Origin of the sequence: Phenylobacterium sp., from assembly GCF_013911965.1 — a bacterium.
Classification (GTDB): domain Bacteria; phylum Pseudomonadota; class Alphaproteobacteria; order Caulobacterales; family Caulobacteraceae; genus Phenylobacterium.
On the sequence record NZ_JACESE010000002.1, the window covers coordinates 91,199 to 107,505 of the forward strand.

14 protein-coding genes and 1 tRNA gene are annotated in these 16,307 nt (G+C 70.9%); 7 read left to right on the forward strand and 8 right to left on the reverse strand.

Annotated features, from left to right (window positions below):
* The first annotated feature begins 69 nt into the window (after positions 1-69).
* The 4 genes from H2041_RS02275 (at position 70) to rsgA (ending at position 4,850) form a co-directional block, all read left to right on the forward strand.
* Positions 70-1,575 carry a GumC family protein gene (locus H2041_RS02275; protein ID WP_293408998.1) on the forward strand — a complete coding sequence of 502 codons (1,506 nt, stop codon included), beginning with the start codon at positions 70-72 and terminating at the stop codon, positions 1,573-1,575.
* Between the two features lie 70 nt (positions 1,576-1,645).
* Positions 1,646-2,347, forward strand: a complete 702-nt coding sequence (locus H2041_RS02280; RefSeq protein ID WP_293408999.1) for a sugar kinase — start codon at positions 1,646-1,648, stop codon at positions 2,345-2,347.
* The gene (locus H2041_RS02285) at positions 2,344-3,612 is read left to right on the forward strand and encodes an O-antigen ligase (protein ID WP_293409000.1); all 1,269 of its coding nucleotides are present in this window, start codon (positions 2,344-2,346) and stop codon (positions 3,610-3,612) included. Before H2041_RS02280 ends, H2041_RS02285 begins: the two co-directional genes overlap by 4 nt.
* Before the next feature lie 167 nt (positions 3,613-3,779).
* The gene (gene rsgA / locus H2041_RS02290; protein ID WP_293409002.1) at positions 3,780-4,850 is read left to right on the forward strand and encodes a ribosome small subunit-dependent GTPase A; all 1,071 of its coding nucleotides are present in this window, start codon (positions 3,780-3,782) and stop codon (positions 4,848-4,850) included.
* Here the strand turns inward: rsgA and H2041_RS02295 are convergent.
* From H2041_RS02295 to H2041_RS02310, 4 genes are read right to left on the reverse strand one after another with little or no spacing between them, the layout of a single operon-like run.
* Entirely contained in the window at positions 4,847-5,614 is a 768-nt protein-coding gene (locus H2041_RS02295) for a polysaccharide deacetylase family protein (RefSeq protein ID WP_293409003.1), read from the reverse strand. The two genes, rsgA and H2041_RS02295, sit on opposite strands and share 4 nt — an antisense overlap.
* Positions 5,614-6,534, reverse strand: coding sequence for a glycosyltransferase (locus tag H2041_RS02300; protein ID WP_293409004.1), 921 nt, complete (start codon positions 6,532-6,534; stop codon positions 5,614-5,616). Before H2041_RS02300 ends, H2041_RS02295 begins: the two co-directional genes overlap by 1 nt.
* On the reverse strand, positions 6,531-7,973 hold the full coding sequence (locus tag H2041_RS02305; RefSeq protein ID WP_293409005.1) for a lipopolysaccharide biosynthesis protein: 1,443 nt from the start codon (positions 7,971-7,973) through the stop codon (positions 6,531-6,533). Before H2041_RS02305 ends, H2041_RS02300 begins: the two co-directional genes overlap by 4 nt.
* An 11-nt stretch (positions 7,974-7,984) precedes the next feature.
* Entirely contained in the window at positions 7,985-9,571 is a 1,587-nt protein-coding gene (locus tag H2041_RS02310) for an exopolysaccharide biosynthesis polyprenyl glycosylphosphotransferase (protein WP_293409006.1), read from the reverse strand.
* A 262-nt stretch (positions 9,572-9,833) separates the two neighbouring features.
* On the opposite strand from H2041_RS02310, the gene H2041_RS02315 reads away from it, so the two are divergent.
* Positions 9,834-9,923: transfer RNA gene (locus H2041_RS02315), tRNA-Ser, on the forward strand.
* Between the two features lie 110 nt (positions 9,924-10,033).
* Here H2041_RS02315 and H2041_RS02320 read toward each other — a convergent pair.
* Positions 10,034-10,657, reverse strand: a complete 624-nt coding sequence (locus H2041_RS02320; protein ID WP_293409008.1) for a DedA family protein — start codon at positions 10,655-10,657, stop codon at positions 10,034-10,036.
* A gap of 150 nt (positions 10,658-10,807) precedes the next feature.
* Here H2041_RS02320 and H2041_RS02325 point away from each other — a divergent pair, with 150 nt between their 5' ends.
* Positions 10,808-12,499 carry a CocE/NonD family hydrolase gene (locus H2041_RS02325; RefSeq protein ID WP_293409010.1) on the forward strand — a complete coding sequence of 564 codons (1,692 nt, stop codon included), beginning with the start codon at positions 10,808-10,810 and terminating at the stop codon, positions 12,497-12,499.
* A 10-nt stretch (positions 12,500-12,509) separates the two neighbouring features.
* On the opposite strand, the gene H2041_RS02330 is transcribed toward H2041_RS02325, so the two are convergent.
* Both H2041_RS02330 and H2041_RS02335 read right to left on the reverse strand, forming a co-directional pair.
* The gene (locus tag H2041_RS02330; RefSeq protein WP_293409012.1) at positions 12,510-12,734 is read right to left on the reverse strand and encodes a hypothetical protein; all 225 of its coding nucleotides are present in this window, start codon (positions 12,732-12,734) and stop codon (positions 12,510-12,512) included.
* Positions 12,735-13,042: 308 nt separating this feature from the next.
* Positions 13,043-13,588, reverse strand: coding sequence for a sigma-70 family RNA polymerase sigma factor (locus tag H2041_RS02335; protein WP_293409014.1), 546 nt, complete (start codon positions 13,586-13,588; stop codon positions 13,043-13,045).
* A gap of 212 nt (positions 13,589-13,800) precedes the next feature.
* Here H2041_RS02335 and egtB point away from each other — a divergent pair, with 212 nt between their 5' ends.
* Positions 13,801-16,017: an ergothioneine biosynthesis protein EgtB gene (egtB, locus tag H2041_RS02340; protein WP_293409016.1), complete on the forward strand. Its 2,217-nt coding sequence runs from the start codon at positions 13,801-13,803 to the stop codon at positions 16,015-16,017.
* On the opposite strand, the gene H2041_RS02345 is transcribed toward egtB, so the two are convergent.
* Positions 16,014-16,226 (reverse strand): general stress protein, encoded by a 213-nt coding sequence (locus H2041_RS02345; protein ID WP_293409018.1) that lies wholly within the window; start codon positions 16,224-16,226, stop codon positions 16,014-16,016. The two genes, egtB and H2041_RS02345, sit on opposite strands and share 4 nt — an antisense overlap.
* Positions 16,227-16,307 lie beyond the last annotated feature (81 nt).

The window sequence follows — 16,307 nt, forward strand, 5'->3', positions numbered from 1 at the left end:
GGGTAACGAAGTCTTAAGCGCACGCCCGCAAGGGTCCGGCTGAGCACGTTGGGGGCAGTTGGATTCGTGATGGCCACGCCGGGCGCCTGGACACAGAGACCGCACGATCCAGCCCCGCACAGCGGCGATTGGGCGGCGCGACCGCGCTATGCGCCCTCGGACTTCGTGACCCTGCTGTGGCGCGAGCGGTTCCTGATGCTGGCCGTCTTCCTGGTGCTCTTCGTGCTCGGCGCGGCGGCGGCCTTCTCGCTCAAGACCAGCTATCCGGCCCAGTCGAGCATTCTCGTCCGCCTCGGCCAGGAATACGTCTACGAGCCGCGGGCGGGCGACGCGGGGCGCGGCGCCGTGCCCGACTCCGATCAGGTCATTCAGGCCGAGACCGAGATCCTCGGCTCGGCGGAGCTCAAGCAGCGCGTCATCGACCGGCTGGGCCTGACGCGCATCTATCCGAAGCTCGCCAAGAAGTACGTGGTGGCCGACGCCGCCGAGAAGCGGGTGATCCTGAGCCAGGCGATCCGGGCCATGGAGGCGGGCCTGAAGATCGGCACGGCGCCGGACACGCCGATCGTGCGCCTGAGCTTCGAGCACGAGGATCCGCAGACCGCGGCCCTGGTGCTGAATACGCTGCTGGAGGAGTACCTGGTCTTCCGGCGCAACGTCCTGGTGGGGTCGACCACGCCGGCGCTGGAGGAGCAGCGCGAGGCTTTCGAGACGCGCCTGGCCCAGGCCGATCAGGCCTATGAGGACTTCCTGACCAGCAACCGCATCGGGGATTTCGTGGCCGAGAAGGCCGCGCTCGCCCAACTGCAGGCCCAGATCGAGCAGCAGAAGTACCAGACGGAAGCCCAGCTGCAGGACCGCATCGGGCGGCTGACCGTGCTGGAGAACCAGATGGGGCAGGTCTCGCAGGAGGTCGGCCTCTATCGCGACGTCAACAACGCCGCCAACGACAAGCTCATGCAGCTGAAGCTGCAGCGCGAGGACCTGCTCTCGCGCTACCGGTCCGACGCCCAGCCCGTGCGAGAGCTCGACAACCAGATCGCCCGGCTGGAACAGGGGATCGCTGAGGGCCGCGCCGCCGGCGACGGCGCCAAGCGTATCGGCATCAATCCGGTCTGGCAGACCCTGCAGACCGAGAAGATCCAGCTGCAGGCCGAGGTGGCCGCCCTGCGCCAGAGCCAGGAGGCCCTGGCCGATCAGCTTCGCCAGCTTCTCGATCGCCGGCTCAGGCTGGCCGAACTGGAGCCCCGCTTCCAGGCGCTCAGCCTCGACCGCGACGTGCTGCAGGCCAATGTGCGCGACTTCGCCGTCAAGGAAGAGCAGAACCGCGCCGCCCGCGAGATCGCCGCGGCCTCGAACGACAATATCCGCATCGTCCAGCGCGCGGTGCCGCCGACCAAGGGCAAGAGCCTGAAGAAGCCGGTGTTCGTCCTGGCCTTCCTCTTCGCCGGCTTCACGGCCCTCTGCGCGGGACTGCTGCGCATGTTCCTGCGTCCGGGCCTGCCGACGCCGCAGTCGGCCTCGCGCACGCTTGACCTGCCGGTGCTCGGTTCGGCGCGCCTGAAGGCCGCCTGACTCTGTGGGCCGTCGCTACAACCTCGGTTTGGGCTAACGTCGCCCAGGTGAGTGCGCGGCGATTCGAGCAATGGTGAACCTCAACGCCGAAATGGCCGAGCTGTGGGCGTCCCTGGGAGCGCCGGCGGCCGGCCGCGCGCGCGTCATCCAGTTCGTCTCGGCCCGGCGCGGGGAGGGGACCTCGACGGTCGCGCGCGAACTCGCCTTCTTCGCCGCCCGGCGCGCCGGACGATCGGTCTGGCTGGTCGATCTGGATCTACTGTCCTCGCCCCAGCACGCCGCCATCGCCGAGGAGAGCGAGCGCTACGGCCTGCTGGGCCAGCCGGCGGCCGCCAGCCCCGATGGCTCGATCTTCTTCGCCGTCAATCCGCCGGCCAAGGGGCCCGACGGCAAGCCCTGGCCCGACGCCCGGTTCCTGGCCGCCCATCGGGTCGGCGCGGCGCGCTGGTGGGTGACGCGGTTCCGCCGCGAGGCCCTGCGCGGCCGCCAGGCGGTCCATATCGTCGGCGAGGGCGACTACTGGAACGGCCTGCGCCGGTTCGCCGACCTGATCATCGTCGACTGCCCGTCCGCCGACCGCTCGCAGGCGGCGATGACCGTGGCGCCCTTCATGGACCAGACCGTGCTGGTCGTCGCCGCCGACGAGCCCGACGTCCGTGCGCCGGCCCTCCTGCGCGATTCCCTGGTCGGAGCTGGCGCGGACGTGGCGGGCCTGTTCTTCAACCGCGCCACGGTGGAGCCGCCGCCCATCGTGCGCGGCCTGATGCCGTGACCCCGGCCGGCTACGCGTATGGTTCTCCCCCCGCGCCCCTGACCGCCTGGCGCCTGCTCCTCGTCGGCGCGGCGGTCTTTCTGCTGCTGGTCTTCAGCCAGGCCTGGGTCTTCCCCCTGATGGGCGAGCAGGCGAGCGCGGCCGAGGGCGGCCTGATCCGCGTCCTCTATCTGCCGGCCTACGCCGCCGCCTTCCTGCTCTTCGCCGCCGCCCCGGGCGCGACCCTGCAGGCCCTGCTGCGGCAGCCCTTCCTGATCGCCCTGATGTTGATCGTCGCGGCCTCGACCCTGTGGTCCATCGCGCCCGACCAGACCCTGCGCCGCGTCTTCGCCGCCTATTGCTCGGCCCTTGGCGGGGTCGTGCTCGCCTCGCGCTTCCGGTGGCCGGAGCTGGCCGAGGTGATCGCCGGCAGTTTCGCAGCGCTCGCCGTCATCGCCTTCGTCGTGCCCATCGTCATGCCGTCGATCGGGATCATGCAGGAGATCTTCCCCGGCGCCTGGCGCGGGGTCTGGCCGGAGAAGAACGCCCTTGGCGGCAACATGGCGCTGGGCTTCGCCGCCATGGGGGCGGCGGCCGCGCTCAACCCCCGCCGACGCCTCCTCTGGTGGGGATTCATGGCGCTGGCCCTGCTGCTCACGCTCCTTTCCACCTCTAAGACATCCCTCGTCGCCCTGGTCATGGGCCTGGGCGGCCTCGTCCTCGTGGCCATCATGCGCCGGGGACCGGCCACCCGGATCGCCGTCGTCTGGCTGGCCGTGCTCGGGGTGGGGATGGTGGCCGGCGTGATGCTGCTGGCCGCCGATCTGTTCTTCGAGGTGCTGGGCAAGGACGCCACGCTCACCGGCCGGACCAAGATCTGGGCTGCGGCCATGACCCAGATCGAGCAGCGGCCCTGGACCGGCTACGGCTACGGCGTGGTGTGGGACGATCTCGGTCCCTGGGCGCCGCTCGCCAGCATGGTCAAGGAGGCCGGCTTCACGCCCCAGCACGCCCACAACGCCTGGGTGGAGCAGTGGATCGGAATGGGCCTGCTGGGCCTGGCCGCCTTCGCCCTGTTCTATGCGCAGACGCTGTTCCTCGCCCTGCTGGCCCTCTTCCGCGACAGGGGCGCCTATCTCGCCGTCCCCTTCCTCATCGTCTACAGCCTGATGAGTATCACCGAGAGCGTGGCGGTCACCTACAACGACTTCCGCTGGGTGCTGTTCGTGACCATCGCGGTCAAGCTGGCCTGGCCCGATCACGAGGTCGAGCGCCGTCGCGCTTGACGGCGGCCGCGGGCGGGGCGAACCTCCGCCTCTCGAACATCGGCCCGCGACGGAAAGGAGGGTGCGTTCATGACTGTGCTTCACGCCGCCCCCCTTCGTCGCGCGCGCCAGCAGGGCTGAGACCTTCGGCGGCGCCGCCTGGCCAATCCGTTCGAAGGACTTTCGATTTGCTGTCCTCCTATGGCTGGACCGATGAGCTCCAGCACGATTTCGCCCCCTATGCCGACCAGGGGCTGATCCCCGCCCGCGTCGCCGTCCAGCATCGCGCCCGCTACGTCCTGATCGGGGCGGCCGGGGAATTCTCCGCCGAGGCGTCGGGCCGCTTCCTGCACAACGCCAGCGCCACAGACCTGCCGGTGGTCGGCGACTGGGTGGCCGTCACGCCGCCGCAGGGCGACGGGGTCGCCATCGTCCAGGCCGTCCTGCCCCGCCGCAGCCAGTTCGTCCGCCGGGCCGCCGGGACGCAGGACAAGCCGCAGGTTGTGGCGGCCAATTTCGACGTCGTCTTCCTGACCACCGGCCTGGACGCCGACTTCAACCTGCGCCGCATCGAGCGCTATCTCACCGCAGCCTGGCGCACCGGCGCCCAGCCGGTGGTCGTGCTGACCAAGGCCGATCTCGTCGACGATCCGTCGGAACAGGTCGCCGAGGTCGAGAAGATCGCCGCCGGCGCGCCGGTCCACGCCCTGTCGTCGCTGACGGGCGAGGGGGTGGAGGCGGTGGCGGGCTATCTCGCGCCCGGCCGCACCGCGGTCCTGCTGGGCATGTCCGGCGTCGGCAAGTCCACCCTGGTCAACGCCCTGGCCGGCGAGGCGCGTCAGACGGTGGGCGAGGTGCGGGCCGCCGACGGCCGCGGCCGCCACACCACGACCCATCGCGAACTCATCCTCCTGCCGGGCGGAGGCCTGATCCTCGATACGCCGGGCATGCGGGAACTCGGCCTGTGGGATCCGGGCGAGGAGGCCGCGAGCCAGACCTTCGAGGACATCGAGGCGCTGGCGCTGCAGTGCCGCTTCCGCAACTGCGCCCATGCCGGCGAACCGGGCTGTGCGGTCCAGGCGGCCATCGCGGCCGGCGACCTCACGCCCGAGCGACTGGAGAGCTACCGCAAGCTGGAGCGGGAGAGCGCCTATTTCGAGCGCAAGGACGACCCGATGGCGGCGATCGCGCACCGCAAGCTTTGGGCCAGCCGCGCCAAGGCGAACCGGCGGCGCAAGCGCGCGGAGGACGAGGACTAGGCCGCCGGCGCGATCTGCAGCCGTCGCGAGGCCTCGGCGGCGGTGACGATATCGAAGCCGTCCGCCTGGGCGCGGTCGATCAGGCGGGCCAGCACCTCCGGCGTGCAGCCATAGGGCGACGGCTCGGGCCGCACGTCGTGGGTGTAGAGGATGAGCCAGGCCTTGCGCGCCAGGGCCTCGGCCAGCCAGCGCTCGGCCACGGCCTGGCCGTCCGGCCCCTCTATGCCGACGGCCGGGGTCTGGTTCAGGTCCGTTCCCGCCGTGATCACGCCGTGGTGCAGGGCGCGCAGGGTGGCGTAGCGGCCGCCCAGGGCCGCCTTGGGGGCGGGCGCGACGTCGCCGTAGGGATAGGCGAAGTTGCGGATGGGGCCGGCGCGCCAACTGGAAAGCGTCTCGACATTGCGCGCCGCGTCGAGGCTGGCGGTCCGCCCGTCCGCCCGTCCGCAGTCGAGGTGGGAATAGGTGTGGCAGGCGATCTCGTGTCCGGCTTCGGCCAGCCGCCGGTAGTCGGCCGCCTCGGCGAACGGACCCATATGACCCTCGTCGCCCGCCAGGCCCGCCGAGACGTAGAAGACGCCGCGCGCGCCGCAGGCCTCGAGCAGGCGGGCGCCGGTCTCCGCCGCGCTGCGGGGCGCGTCGTCGAAGCTGAAGGTGACCATCGGCCGGTCCGGCGCCACGGCCAGCGGGCGCCGGTGCATGAGCCGCACGGCGCGGCGGCGCACCTTCCCCTTGAGGCTGCGGTCGGGCTGGTAGGGCTGGTCCATCAGACGGCCTCCGCATAGAGGGCGGCGCGATAGAGGCGCATGGCGAAGGCGCGGCTCCGCACCGGCGCCAGCTCGGCGAGCGCATAGGCCTTGATGAGCGGCCGCCACAGGCGGCGCAGGGGCGCGCGCTTCAGGAGCTTGGCGGCGCGATAGCTGGGATAGGCGCTGACCACCTCGCGATGGGCCGCCACCACCCGGGCGAAGTTGGCCGCCGACTGCTCGTACTTGGCCGCGATCACCGGAGCGGGATCGAGGCCAAGGTGGGTGGCGGTGTTGTCGATATGCCGGATCGGCCAGCGGCGGGCGACGCGCATGCCCCACTCCACATCCTCCCAGCCCCAGCCGGCGAAGCCCTCGTCGAAGGCTTCGGCGGCGAAGACGTCGCGCCGCACGAGAAGGTTGGAGGTGAAGACGTGCTTCTCGGGGTTCAGCGCGCGGACCTCGGCCGGCAGGCAGTCGCTGTGGCCGGCCATGGCGCGGTGCAGGGCGTGATCGCGGCGCGGCGGCGCCTGGTCGAGGGAGAAGCCGCCGAAGGCGACGGCCGGATTCTCCTGGTCGATCAGGGCAAGCCAGGTTGAGAGGAAGCTTGAACTGTCCGGCGCCATGTCGCTGTCGAGGAACAGGAAGTGGCCGGCGCGGGCATGGGAGACCAGACGGTTGCGCCCGCGCGCGCGGCCCTCGTTCTTCGCCAGGGTGACGAGGCGGGCGGGCAGGGGCGAACGGTCGAGGGCCGAGCGGACGCGGGCGGTGAGGTCCGGATCGGCGGTGCCGTCGTCGAGCACGACGACCTCGGCCGCCATCGGCTCACGCGCCAGAAGGTCGAGGAGCAGGCAGGGGTCGTCCCCCTTGAAGGGGACCAGCACCGACAGGCGCGGGGCGGCGCCGGCCCAGGCGCCGTTGTCGAACAGGGTCTCGCTCATGCCGCCCTCGCCCGCAGGGTCCGCAAGGCGTCGAGGCCGCGGCTGCGCAGGCCGCCCGCATCCAGGCCGAAGGCGACGGCCCCGAACACCGCCGCCCCCAGAGCGGCCTTGGCGAACAGCTCCAGCCAGCCGCCGAAGGCCGGAACCTGGACGACGGCGAGCGCCATCAGGGCCGTGGCGGCGACCGTCTCGGCCAGGGCGCGCCATGGAACCGGCAGCTTCAGGGTGCGGGCGCCCAGGCCCATGGAGGCGGCGAGCCCCAGGGCGTAGCTGGCCAGGGTGGCCCACAGCGCGCCATCCAGGCCGAAGCGCGGAATGAGCACGAGGTTCAGGGCGAGGTTGGCGACCGCCGGAATGGCCATGGCCGCCAGCAGCATCCGCGTCCGCTGGCCCAGGGTGAAGGCCTGATGGAAATAGTAGGTGGTCAGACCCGCCAACAGGCCGCTGGCGGCGATCCAGGGCGTCACGTGGGCCGCGCCGGCGGCGAGTTCGGGGCCGACCATCACCGCCGACAGCGGCTGCGCCACCAGGGCGAGGCCTGCCGCGGCGGGCACGCAGAGCAGGAGCATGACGCTGGCCTGTTCGCGCGCCGCGGGGATCAGGTCCCGCTCGCCGCCACGCTCCAGGGCTGCGATCAGGGCCGGTCCGCCGGCCGCGCCCAGCCAGATGAAGAGCACATCGAGGGTGCGGTTCGCCAGGCTGTAGCCGGCGTGATAGAGGCCGACCGCCGCCTCGTCCAGGAAGGCCGCCAGCAGGAACCGGTCGGTGGTCGAAAGCGCCAGGGCGAGGATCAGCGACAGGGCGACCGGCAGGCCGTAGCCCACATAGGACCGCGCGCGCGGCGCCTCGAAACGTCCGGTGCGCGACAGCCTGATTTCGGAGCCGAAGGTCCAGGTCATGCAGATGGCGGCGGCCACGCCGAAACCGATCAGCGGGGCGGCGCCGCCGAGGCCGGCAAAGGCCAGGACCGCGCCCACCAGGAAGGCGCCCAGGGTCTGGACGATGTCGATCATGGCCGCGCCGGCCACCTCGCCGGCGGCCCGGCGGCGCTCCTGGGCCAGCTTGGCGAAGGTGCGCGGCAGGACGGCGAGCACGCCGCAGACCACGGCGAGCTTCAGGCTCGGCGTCATCGGAACCAGCAGGGCCGCGGCGAGCGCGAGCGGCAGCACGACGAGCATCGCCATCCAGGTGCGATAGACGGTGGCGGCGTGGTCGCCGCCCTTGCCCCGGTCGGCCTCGCCCACCCAGAAGCGGGCCATGGCCGCCTCGTTCCAGGTGAAGACCGCCGTGTGGAGCAGGCTCATCACCGAGAAGCCGAGGGCGTAGTCCCCGAACTGCGACGGCTGCAGCAGGCGCGTGAAGGTGACGATCGTCGCCAGGCCCACCAGGCCCTGGACGATGTTGACCGGCAGGTAGCCGAGGACGCCGCGCCAGAACATCGCCGCAGCCCCTAACGCACCGCCTGCCGGTCGCCCAGCAGGCAGGGGAGGGTCATGGCCATGATGTAGAGGTCGAGCCAGAGGGACTGGCGCTCGATGTACTCCACGTCCAGCTCGACGCGGCGGCGGACCTCTTCGGGCGTGTCGACGGGACCGCGCGAGCCGTTGATGGCGGCCCAGCCGGTCATGCCCGGCTTCATGCGGTGGCGGTGGGCGTACTCGGCCACGAGGCGAGCCGATTCCACATCGCCGGTCATCATGCCGATGGCGTGGGGGCGCGGCCCCACCAGGGACATCTCGCCCTTCAGGACGTTCAGCAGTTGCGGCAGCTCGTCCAGGCTGGTGGCGCGGATGAAGCGGCCCACCCGGGTGACGCGGTCGTCGTCGGCCTGCACCTGGCGGGTGGCGTGGGCGTCGGCGGCCTCGTGGCGCATGGAGCGGAACTTCCAGACCACGATCTCTTCATTGTTGAACCCCTGCCGCCGCTGGCGGAAGAAGATCGGACCGGGGCTGTCCAGCCGGATGGCCAGGGCCAGCAGGGCCATCAGAGGCAGGGCGAGGATCAGGGCCAGGCCGCCGGCCGTCAGATCGAGCGTGCGTTTGACGACGGCCCGGCCGAGATGGCGGGGCGGCCCGGCGATGCGGGCCAGCGGAATGTCGCGCACCCGGCTGGAGCGGCGCGCCTCGCGCCCCGTCGTCTCCAGGTCCTCGTCCTCCAGCAGAAGGGCGATCTCGTTCGGCAGCGGCCGAAGCGCCTGGATCACCTCGCGCACCCGGTGGCGGGCGCCGGCCGGCACGGCCACGATCACCCGATCCACGTAGGGCATGATGCGATGCTCGAGCAGGGCCCGGGTGTCGCCGAGCACGGGGACCCCCCGCATGGCCTGCGGCGCGCGCGCCAGCCGATCGTCGAACACGCCGAGCACATTGAGCTCCCGCGAGCGCATGGCGTGGGCGATCAGGCGTTCGGCGGCGGGCGTGGCCCCGACGACGACGACATTGGGCGTCAGCCGCCCGTCGCCGCGCCAGCGCCGCACGAGCAGCCACCAGGTGGTGTGCAGGGCGTAGAGGCCCAGGAATGCGGCCAGGGTCCAGGCGCCCAGGGCGGCGAAGACGGCGGCGGGCGGCAGGAAGCTCGCCAGGATGGCGGCGGCGGCGGCGACGCCGGCGAGGACGGCGAGGCCGGTCGCTGCGAGGTGGTAGGCCAGTCCCTCGCGGCTGCCGAAAGCGTAGCGACCGGACAGGCTGAGCGCGATCATCACCGCCAGGGCGGGGGCGACGTGGACTCCCGCCTGGCCGCCGAGGCTCAGGAAGGCCGTGAGACTGACGGCTGCGAGGAACAGGCCGTCCAGAGCCTGAAAGGTGCGCGCATAGACCTCGCCCTGCAGACGCCGGCGGGTGGGGCTGAGCTGGGCCGGCCGCATGGGGCCGCGGCGGTCCGACGGGGGCGGCGCCTCCGGCGGGGGCAGGCCGTCCGCATCCTCGAAGGCGAAGTCCGCCAGCGGCGCCTCCGACTCCGGCGCAGGCCCGCGGCCGGCGGAGGCGCCGGGTCGATGCGAGCCGGCGGAGCCGGTGTTGAGGCGGACGAGGTTGGACATTCTGCGCGCAGGAGCTGGGTTTCGCCGCCCAATATGAGCGCAGCCCCTGATCGACAGGTTAACCGCCGCCGCTTCCCGCCGATTCGGCGCCGCGGATCCGGCGCCGCGGCCCGGCGGCGGGGGACTTTCTCGCCCACGCGGTCGAGGGGCGTTGCCCCCGGCCCGTTGTTTCGGCTATGGAGACCCTCCTTCGGTCGGCAGGGGATTCCCACGCTCGCGCGGCCGCCGAAGGGCGGGAGCCAACCCGTTGAAAAATCGAGCTGGTGACGTGGCCGAGTGGCTGAAGGCAACGGTTTGCTAAATCGTCATACCTGAAAGGGTATCGAGGGTTCGAATCCCTCCGTCACCGCCACCTTCCCCAGATCGCCTTCCCCAGATCGCGCGCTTCCGACACGGACATCGGCTGAGAATCGTCGGGGAAGCCCCCGAGGCGACAGGCCCCGCCCGGTCCGCAAGGCGGTGCTAGTCGCTGCGCCGCCAGCGCCAGACCAGAACGGCGATCACCATGAGGGCGAGGCCGGCCAGGGCCGGTTCGAGCGCGCCCGGCGGCAGCAGGCTCAGGCCCCGGCCCGCCAGATAGCCCGGCGCGAGCATGACCGGGATCCAGAGCACGGCGCCGGCGACATTGGCGGCCTGGAAGGGCAGGCGGCGCATGGTCAGCATGCCGGCGGCCAGCGGCACGAGCGAGCGGATCGGGCCGGTGAAGCGTCCCACGATCATGGTCAGCACGCCGGCGCGACGAATGAACAGCCGTGCGCGGGCGACCGAGCGACGCCGGCTGCGAAGCCAGCGGTGGCGCAGGGCCGAGGGGCCCATCCAGCGTCCAAGCTCGTAGGAGACGGCGTCGCCCAGGATGGCGCCCAGGATCGCCCAGAAGAGCAGGGGCCCGGGGGACAGGACGCCCGATCCGAGCAGCGCGCCGATGGCCAGCAGCATGGCCGTGGACGGTACGAAGAAGCCGACGAAGGCCAGGCTCTCGGCGAAGACGAGCACGCCGACGGCGAGTCCGGCCTGCTCCGGATGGGCGGCGATCCAGGCGCCGATTCCGCTCTCGGCGGCGCTGGCCGGCTCGGCGTTTTGAAGCATCCGACTGAAAGCCCCTCCAACGGTTGAGGTTCCCTTCCCGCCCGGTGGCGAAGCCGCCTAGGATGGCCTCGGCCCGCGGCAGGGGCGGGCGGTTCTTTGAACGGATTGAAAGGCGGGCGCAACGACCCGCCGCACGGGGAAACGATAGGGATGAGACAACAGGCTTTGGCGGCCCTGGCCGCGGTTCTGCTTGCGACGACCGCCTCCGGCGGCGTGGCCCGCGCTCAGGAAGCGGCGGCTGTGGCGGCCCATCAGGTCCCGCCCGGCGCCGTCGAGGAATTCGCCGAGATGCGGGACGGCGTGAAGCTGGCGGCCAATGTCTACAAGCCCGCGGGCCAGGGGCCTTGGCCGGTCATCCTGTCGCGCACGCCCTACATCAAGGATCCGCGCGGCGACAACACCGCCGAGCGGCTCGCCGCCCAGGCCAGGCGCTACACCGACGCCGGCTATGTCTTCGTGCTGCAGGACGTCCGCGGCAAGGGGCGTTCCGAAGGCTTCTACGCCGCCTTCGAGGACGACATCGAGGACGGCTACGACACTGTCGAATGGGCGGCCCGCCAGCCCTGGAGCAACGGCAGGATCGGCATCACGGGCGGCTCGGCGCTCGGCATCACGGCCAACGCCGCGGCCATGGCCGCTCCGCCGCACCTGGCGGCGGCCTATGTCGTGGTCGCCCCCACCGACCGGAACCGCAATTCCTACATGGGCGGGGTTCTGAAGGAGAAGGACACGGTGGGCTGGCTGCAGCGCCAGGGCGTCGCCGACGAGGTCATCGACATGACCCGGGCCCGCGTCACCGACGACGTCTTCTGGAACCGTGCGGCCATGAGCACGAACCGCAAGTACATCCAGATCCCGATGTACAATGTCGGCGGCTGGTACGACATCTTCGCCAACGGCAATCTCGACAACTTCACCTGGTTGCAGAACGAGGGGGCGAAGGGCGCCCGGGGCAATCAGAAGCTGCTGATGGGCCCGTTCGGCCACGGAGACCTCTCCGGCGACCTGGAATATCCGGGCTTCGACCGCCTGAACCTGGGCGGGGAGGAGGAGATCCGCTGGTTCGACCACTGGCTGAAGGGTGAAGCCAACGGGATCATGGAGGAGCCGCCGGTCAGCTATTTCATGATGGCCAGCGCGCGGAAGGGGGCTCTGTCGGACAAGAACCGCATGGTGCGCGCCGCCAACTGGCCGCCCGCTTATCGAGAGGTCCGCTATTATCTGACGCCGGACAGGGGGCTGACGCGGGACGAGCCGACGGCCCAGGCCTCGAAGACCAGCTACCGCTTCGATCCGGCCAATCCGGTTCCCACGGTGGGCGGGGCCAACCTGACCTTCGAGCGTGGTCCCATGGACCAGCGGGCCATCCCGCAGCGGCAGGACTATCTTCGGTTCCAGACGCCGGTTCTGGACGGGGATGTGGTGATCGCCGGCCCCATCAAGGTGGAGCTCTACGGCGCCACCGACGGGCTGGACACGGACTTCGTCGCCAAGCTGGTCGACGTCTATCCCGACGGCTACGAGGCCATCGTCCTCGATGCGCCGATCCGCGCCCGCTATCGCGGCGGCCGCATGCCGGACGAGGTGCGGATGATGACGCCGGGCGCGCCGGAACGTCTGGAGATCGACCTCTGGTCGACCGCCCTGACCTTCGAAAAGGGCCATCGCATCGCCCTGCATGTCACCTCGTCCAACAGTCCGCGGTTCGAGGTGAACCCCAACACCGGTGAGGCGCCGGGCCGCCAGACGATGAAGCCGCGGGTGGCGGTGAACAGCGTCTTCCACGACGCGGCCCACCCGTCGGCTCTCGTGCTGCCGGTCATCTATCCCGACGAGGACTAGGTCGCCGGTCTCAGACGCGTTCGGGCGGGTCCGGCGTTTCCTCGGCGGGCTCGCCCAGGTCCGTCTCCGGCGCGGTCCTGTGGCCCAGCTTCTTCACATAGGCCTCGTGTTCCTTGACCAGCTCGGACGGCTGGGGATGCGGCTCGTCGGCGTCGATCCCGTACTCCTGGCCACGGTAGCCGGCCTCGATGTTCGGGTCCTGGGGGTCGGCCTTCGGGGGCGGGGTGTCGGCCATGGAAGCGCCTCGCTTTCGGCTGAAGTCGGTGGTCTGAGGGAAATGGCTTGCGACCTTCTGTCGTTCCGTGCGCCAGACGACATTAACCCTTCGCCTTGACCATATTCCTGGTAAACCGCACGCGGTTCGCGAGGACATCATGGCTAACAGAAAAGACCGTAAGCGGCGCGTGCAGGCGCTGGGCGAGAACCTCCAGGCCATGTTCCGCGATCTCAGCGCCCGCCCCATGCCGGACCGGATCGCCTCTGTCGTCGATCAGCTCGAGGGCGGGGAGCCTCAGGCCGCTTCGGACGGGCCCCCCCTGCGTTCTAGGCTGAATTGACCGCGTCGGAGGCCGGCGCGCCGTCGGCCATCACGTCGGTGGCGTCGCCGGCGTCCATGATTTTCAGGAGCCGGGCGCGGGCGCGGTTCACGCGGCTCTTGATGGTCCCGAGAGCGCAGCCGCAGATTTCGGCCGCCTCCTCATAGGAAAGACCCGCGGCGCCGACCAGGATCAGCGCCTCGCGATGCTCGTCGGGCAATTGCGCCAGGCCGATCTGCAGCGCGTGCAGCGCCACGCTCCAGTCCTGGGTGGGCGGCGACTTCAGCATGCGCGCGTAGTCGCCGTCCTCGTCGCGCACCTCGCGGCGGCGGCGCACGACATTCGTGTAGTAGGTGTTGCGCAGGATGGTGAAGAGCCAGGCGCGCAGGTTCGAGCCGGGCTCGAACTTATCCTTGTTGGCCCAGGCCTTGATCAGCGTGTCCTGCACCAGGTCGTCGGCGTCCGAGCCGTTGTGGCACAAGGACCAGGCGAACGCCCGAAGCGCCGGAATCATGGCGACCACATCGTCTCGCCACTCGCTGCGCGTGGTCATCGAACCCTCGAATACATACTGGCTCGCCCCGTCACGAAGGTCGCCCCGGATAAGCTGCAACGTGGCGGCCGACCTTCCGTTCCGGGTTGCAAGCGCGACGCCAGGGCCCATTTTTGGGGAACGCCGTTCGCCTCTGTGCGTTCGTCACCATCCTGGGGAGGCGTCTGCGGTCCTGCGCACGCGCCGCTCCATCGACCACGGGGAGGGGAGCCTTGGCGCCATCGGATGACGCACCGGCCATCGACAGGCCGTCGAGGGCGGTCGATGCACGACTGGCCCGGTTCCTGGAGACCCGCGCGCGGACCGAGTGGCTGGCGCGCGAGCTGACGCCCGAAGACCAGTGCGCGCAGTCGATGCCCGATGCGAGCCCGACCAAGTGGCACCTCGGCCACGTCACCTGGTTCTTCGAGACCTTCCTGCTCAAGCCGCACCTGCCGGGCTATCGCCCGTTCGACGAGCGGTTCGGCTATGTCTTCAATTCCTACTACGAGGCGCTCGGCCCGCGTCAGCCCCGGCCGCAAAGGGGCCTGCTGACGCGCCCGCGGCACGAGCGGGTGATGGCCTACCGGGCGCATGTGGACGAGGCCATGACGCGCCTGCTGCTGAGCGAGGTCGCCGGGCTCGATCCTCTGGTCGATCTGGGGCTGGCGCATGAGGAGCAGCATCAGGAACTGATCCTGATGGACATCCTCCACCTGTTCGCCCAGTCGCCGCTGAAACCGGCCTATGGCCATGGCTCGCCGGCGCCGGCCGCCGATCCCGGGGCGATGGGTTTCGTCGGCTTCGACGGCGGGCTGGTGGAGATCGGCCATGAGGGAGCGGACTTCGCCTTCGACAACGAGGGGCCGCGCCACAAGGTCTATCTGGAGCCGTACCGCCTGGCCGACCGGCTGGTCACCAACGCAGAGTGGCTGAGCTTCATGGCGGAGGGCGGCTATGGGCGGCCCGAATTCTGGCTTTCCGACGGTTGGGCCCTGGTCCAGGCCGAAGGCTGGCGCGCGCCCGCCTACTGGGAGCCGGGCCCGGACGGCGCCTGGCGCGAGATGAGCCTGCACGGGCTTCATCCCCTCGATCCGCACGCGCCGGTCGCCCATGTCAGCTACTACGAGGCCGACGCCTACGCCGCCTGGGCCGGGGCGCGCCTTCCGACCGAGGCGGAGTGGGAGGCGGCGGTCCAGGGGCGCGCGCCCGAGGGCAACTTCATCGGCCGGGCCACGCCGCAGGTGCGAAGCGCCGAGGGCGGGGGCCTGCGCCAGATGTTCGGCGATCTCTGGGAATGGACGCGCAGCGCCTATGGCCCCTATCCCGGCTTCGCCCCGGCCGGCGGCGCCGTGGGCGAGTACAACGGCAAGTTCATGAGCGGACAGATGGTGCTGCGCGGCGGCGCCTGCGTCACGCCGCCCGGCCATGTCCGGGCCACCTATCGCAACTTCTTCCACCCCCATCAGCGCTGGATGTTCTCCGGGGTCCGCCTGGCCAAGGACGGCAAGGGCGATGACGCGGTCCGTCCCGCCAGCGAGTTCGAGCGCGACGTGCTGAGCGGGCTGGCGAAGCCCCAGAAGGCCGTGCCCCCCAAGTACTTCTACGACGCCGAGGGCTCGCGGCTGTTCGAGGAGATCTGCAAGCTCCCGGAGTACTATCCGACACGGACGGAGATCGCGCTGCTCAAGGACGCCGCGGGCGAAATCGCCGCCTACATTCCCGACGGGGCGGCCCTCGTGGAGTTCGGCAGCGGCGCCAGCGTGAAGACCCGCGCCCTGCTCGATCAGGCCCCGCAGATCGGCCTCTACACGCCCATCGACATCAGCGGGAGCGCCCTCGCCGAAGCCACGGAGAGGCTCCAGGCCGACTATCCGGCCCTGGCGGTCGCGCCCCTGGAAGACGACTTCACGACGGCCTTGACCCTGCCGGCGGCCACCCAGGGACGGCCCCATGTCGGCTTCTTCCCGGGCTCGACCATCGGCAATCTCGACCCCCGCGAGGCGGTCGAGTTCCTGGCCAACGCCAGGCGGCTGCTCGGCGAGGGATCACGCTTCCTCGTCGGCGTCGATCTTGTGAAACCGGAAGATGTGCTGATCGCCGCCTATGACGACGCCCAGGGCGTGACGGCGGCCTTCAACCTGAACCTGCTGACCCGCATCAACCGGGAGCTGGACGGCGACTTCGACCCCGATGGCTTCGCTCACCGGGCGCGGTGGAATTTGGAGGCCTCCCGCGTGGAGATGCATCTGGAGAGTCTGCGCGACCAGACGGTCCGCGTCGCCGGACGGGCCTTCCGCTTCGCCCCGGGCGAGACGGTCCACACGGAGAACTCGCACAAGTTCGCGCCCGAGGCCTTCGAGGCTCTGGCGCGAAAAGGGGGCTGGCGGCTGGAGCGGCGCTGGATCAGCGCCGCGCCAGCCTTCGGGCTGTTTCTGCTGGCGGCCTAGGCTTCGTCTTCGCGGGTCCGGCCGCCGCCGCGAGAGGCTTCTCCGCCCTTGCGGCCGGCCGAGGCGGCCAGGTCGCGGTCTTTGGCGAAGCTGCGCTTCTCGCCCGGAACGCTCGCGCCGCCTTTGCGCGCGATTTCGCGGCGCCGTTCGGGGTTCATGGCGGCGAAGCCGCGGCGCGCGCGGGGCTGGTTGGGATCGGCAATGCTCATGGGTCACTCCTTGTCAGGCGGCGGGAGCCCCGGCGTTCGTTCCTCCGGCGCCGGAGGAGTCCTGCCAAGGCTCCGCTCAAG

What these genes read in the sequence shown, in the direction of transcription:
- H2041_RS02275 (WP_293408998.1), top strand. Translation starts at nt 70, where the DNA reads ATGGCCACGCCGGGCGCCTGGACACAGAGACCGCACGATCCAGCCCCG.
- H2041_RS02280 (WP_293408999.1), top strand. Translation starts at nt 1,646, where the DNA reads ATGGTGAACCTCAACGCCGAAATGGCCGAGCTGTGGGCGTCCCTGGGA.
- H2041_RS02295 (WP_293409003.1), bottom strand. Translation starts at nt 5,614, where the DNA reads ATGGACCAGCCCTACCAGCCCGACCGCAGCCTCAAGGGGAAGGTGCGC.
- H2041_RS02300 (WP_293409004.1), bottom strand. Translation starts at nt 6,534, where the DNA reads ATGAGCGAGACCCTGTTCGACAACGGCGCCTGGGCCGGCGCCGCCCCG.
- H2041_RS02305 (WP_293409005.1), bottom strand. Translation starts at nt 7,973, where the DNA reads ATGTTCTGGCGCGGCGTCCTCGGCTACCTGCCGGTCAACATCGTCCAG.
- H2041_RS02310 (WP_293409006.1), bottom strand. Translation starts at nt 9,571, where the DNA reads ATGTCCAACCTCGTCCGCCTCAACACCGGCTCCGCCGGCTCGCATCGA.
- H2041_RS02320 (WP_293409008.1), bottom strand. Translation starts at nt 10,657, where the DNA reads ATGCTTCAAAACGCCGAGCCGGCCAGCGCCGCCGAGAGCGGAATCGGC.
- H2041_RS02325 (WP_293409010.1), top strand. Translation starts at nt 10,808, where the DNA reads ATGAGACAACAGGCTTTGGCGGCCCTGGCCGCGGTTCTGCTTGCGACG.
- H2041_RS02330 (WP_293409012.1), bottom strand. Translation starts at nt 12,734, where the DNA reads ATGGCCGACACCCCGCCCCCGAAGGCCGACCCCCAGGACCCGAACATC.
- H2041_RS02335 (WP_293409014.1), bottom strand. Translation starts at nt 13,588, where the DNA reads ATGACCACGCGCAGCGAGTGGCGAGACGATGTGGTCGCCATGATTCCG.
- H2041_RS02345 (WP_293409018.1), bottom strand. Translation starts at nt 16,226, where the DNA reads ATGAGCATTGCCGATCCCAACCAGCCCCGCGCGCGCCGCGGCTTCGCC.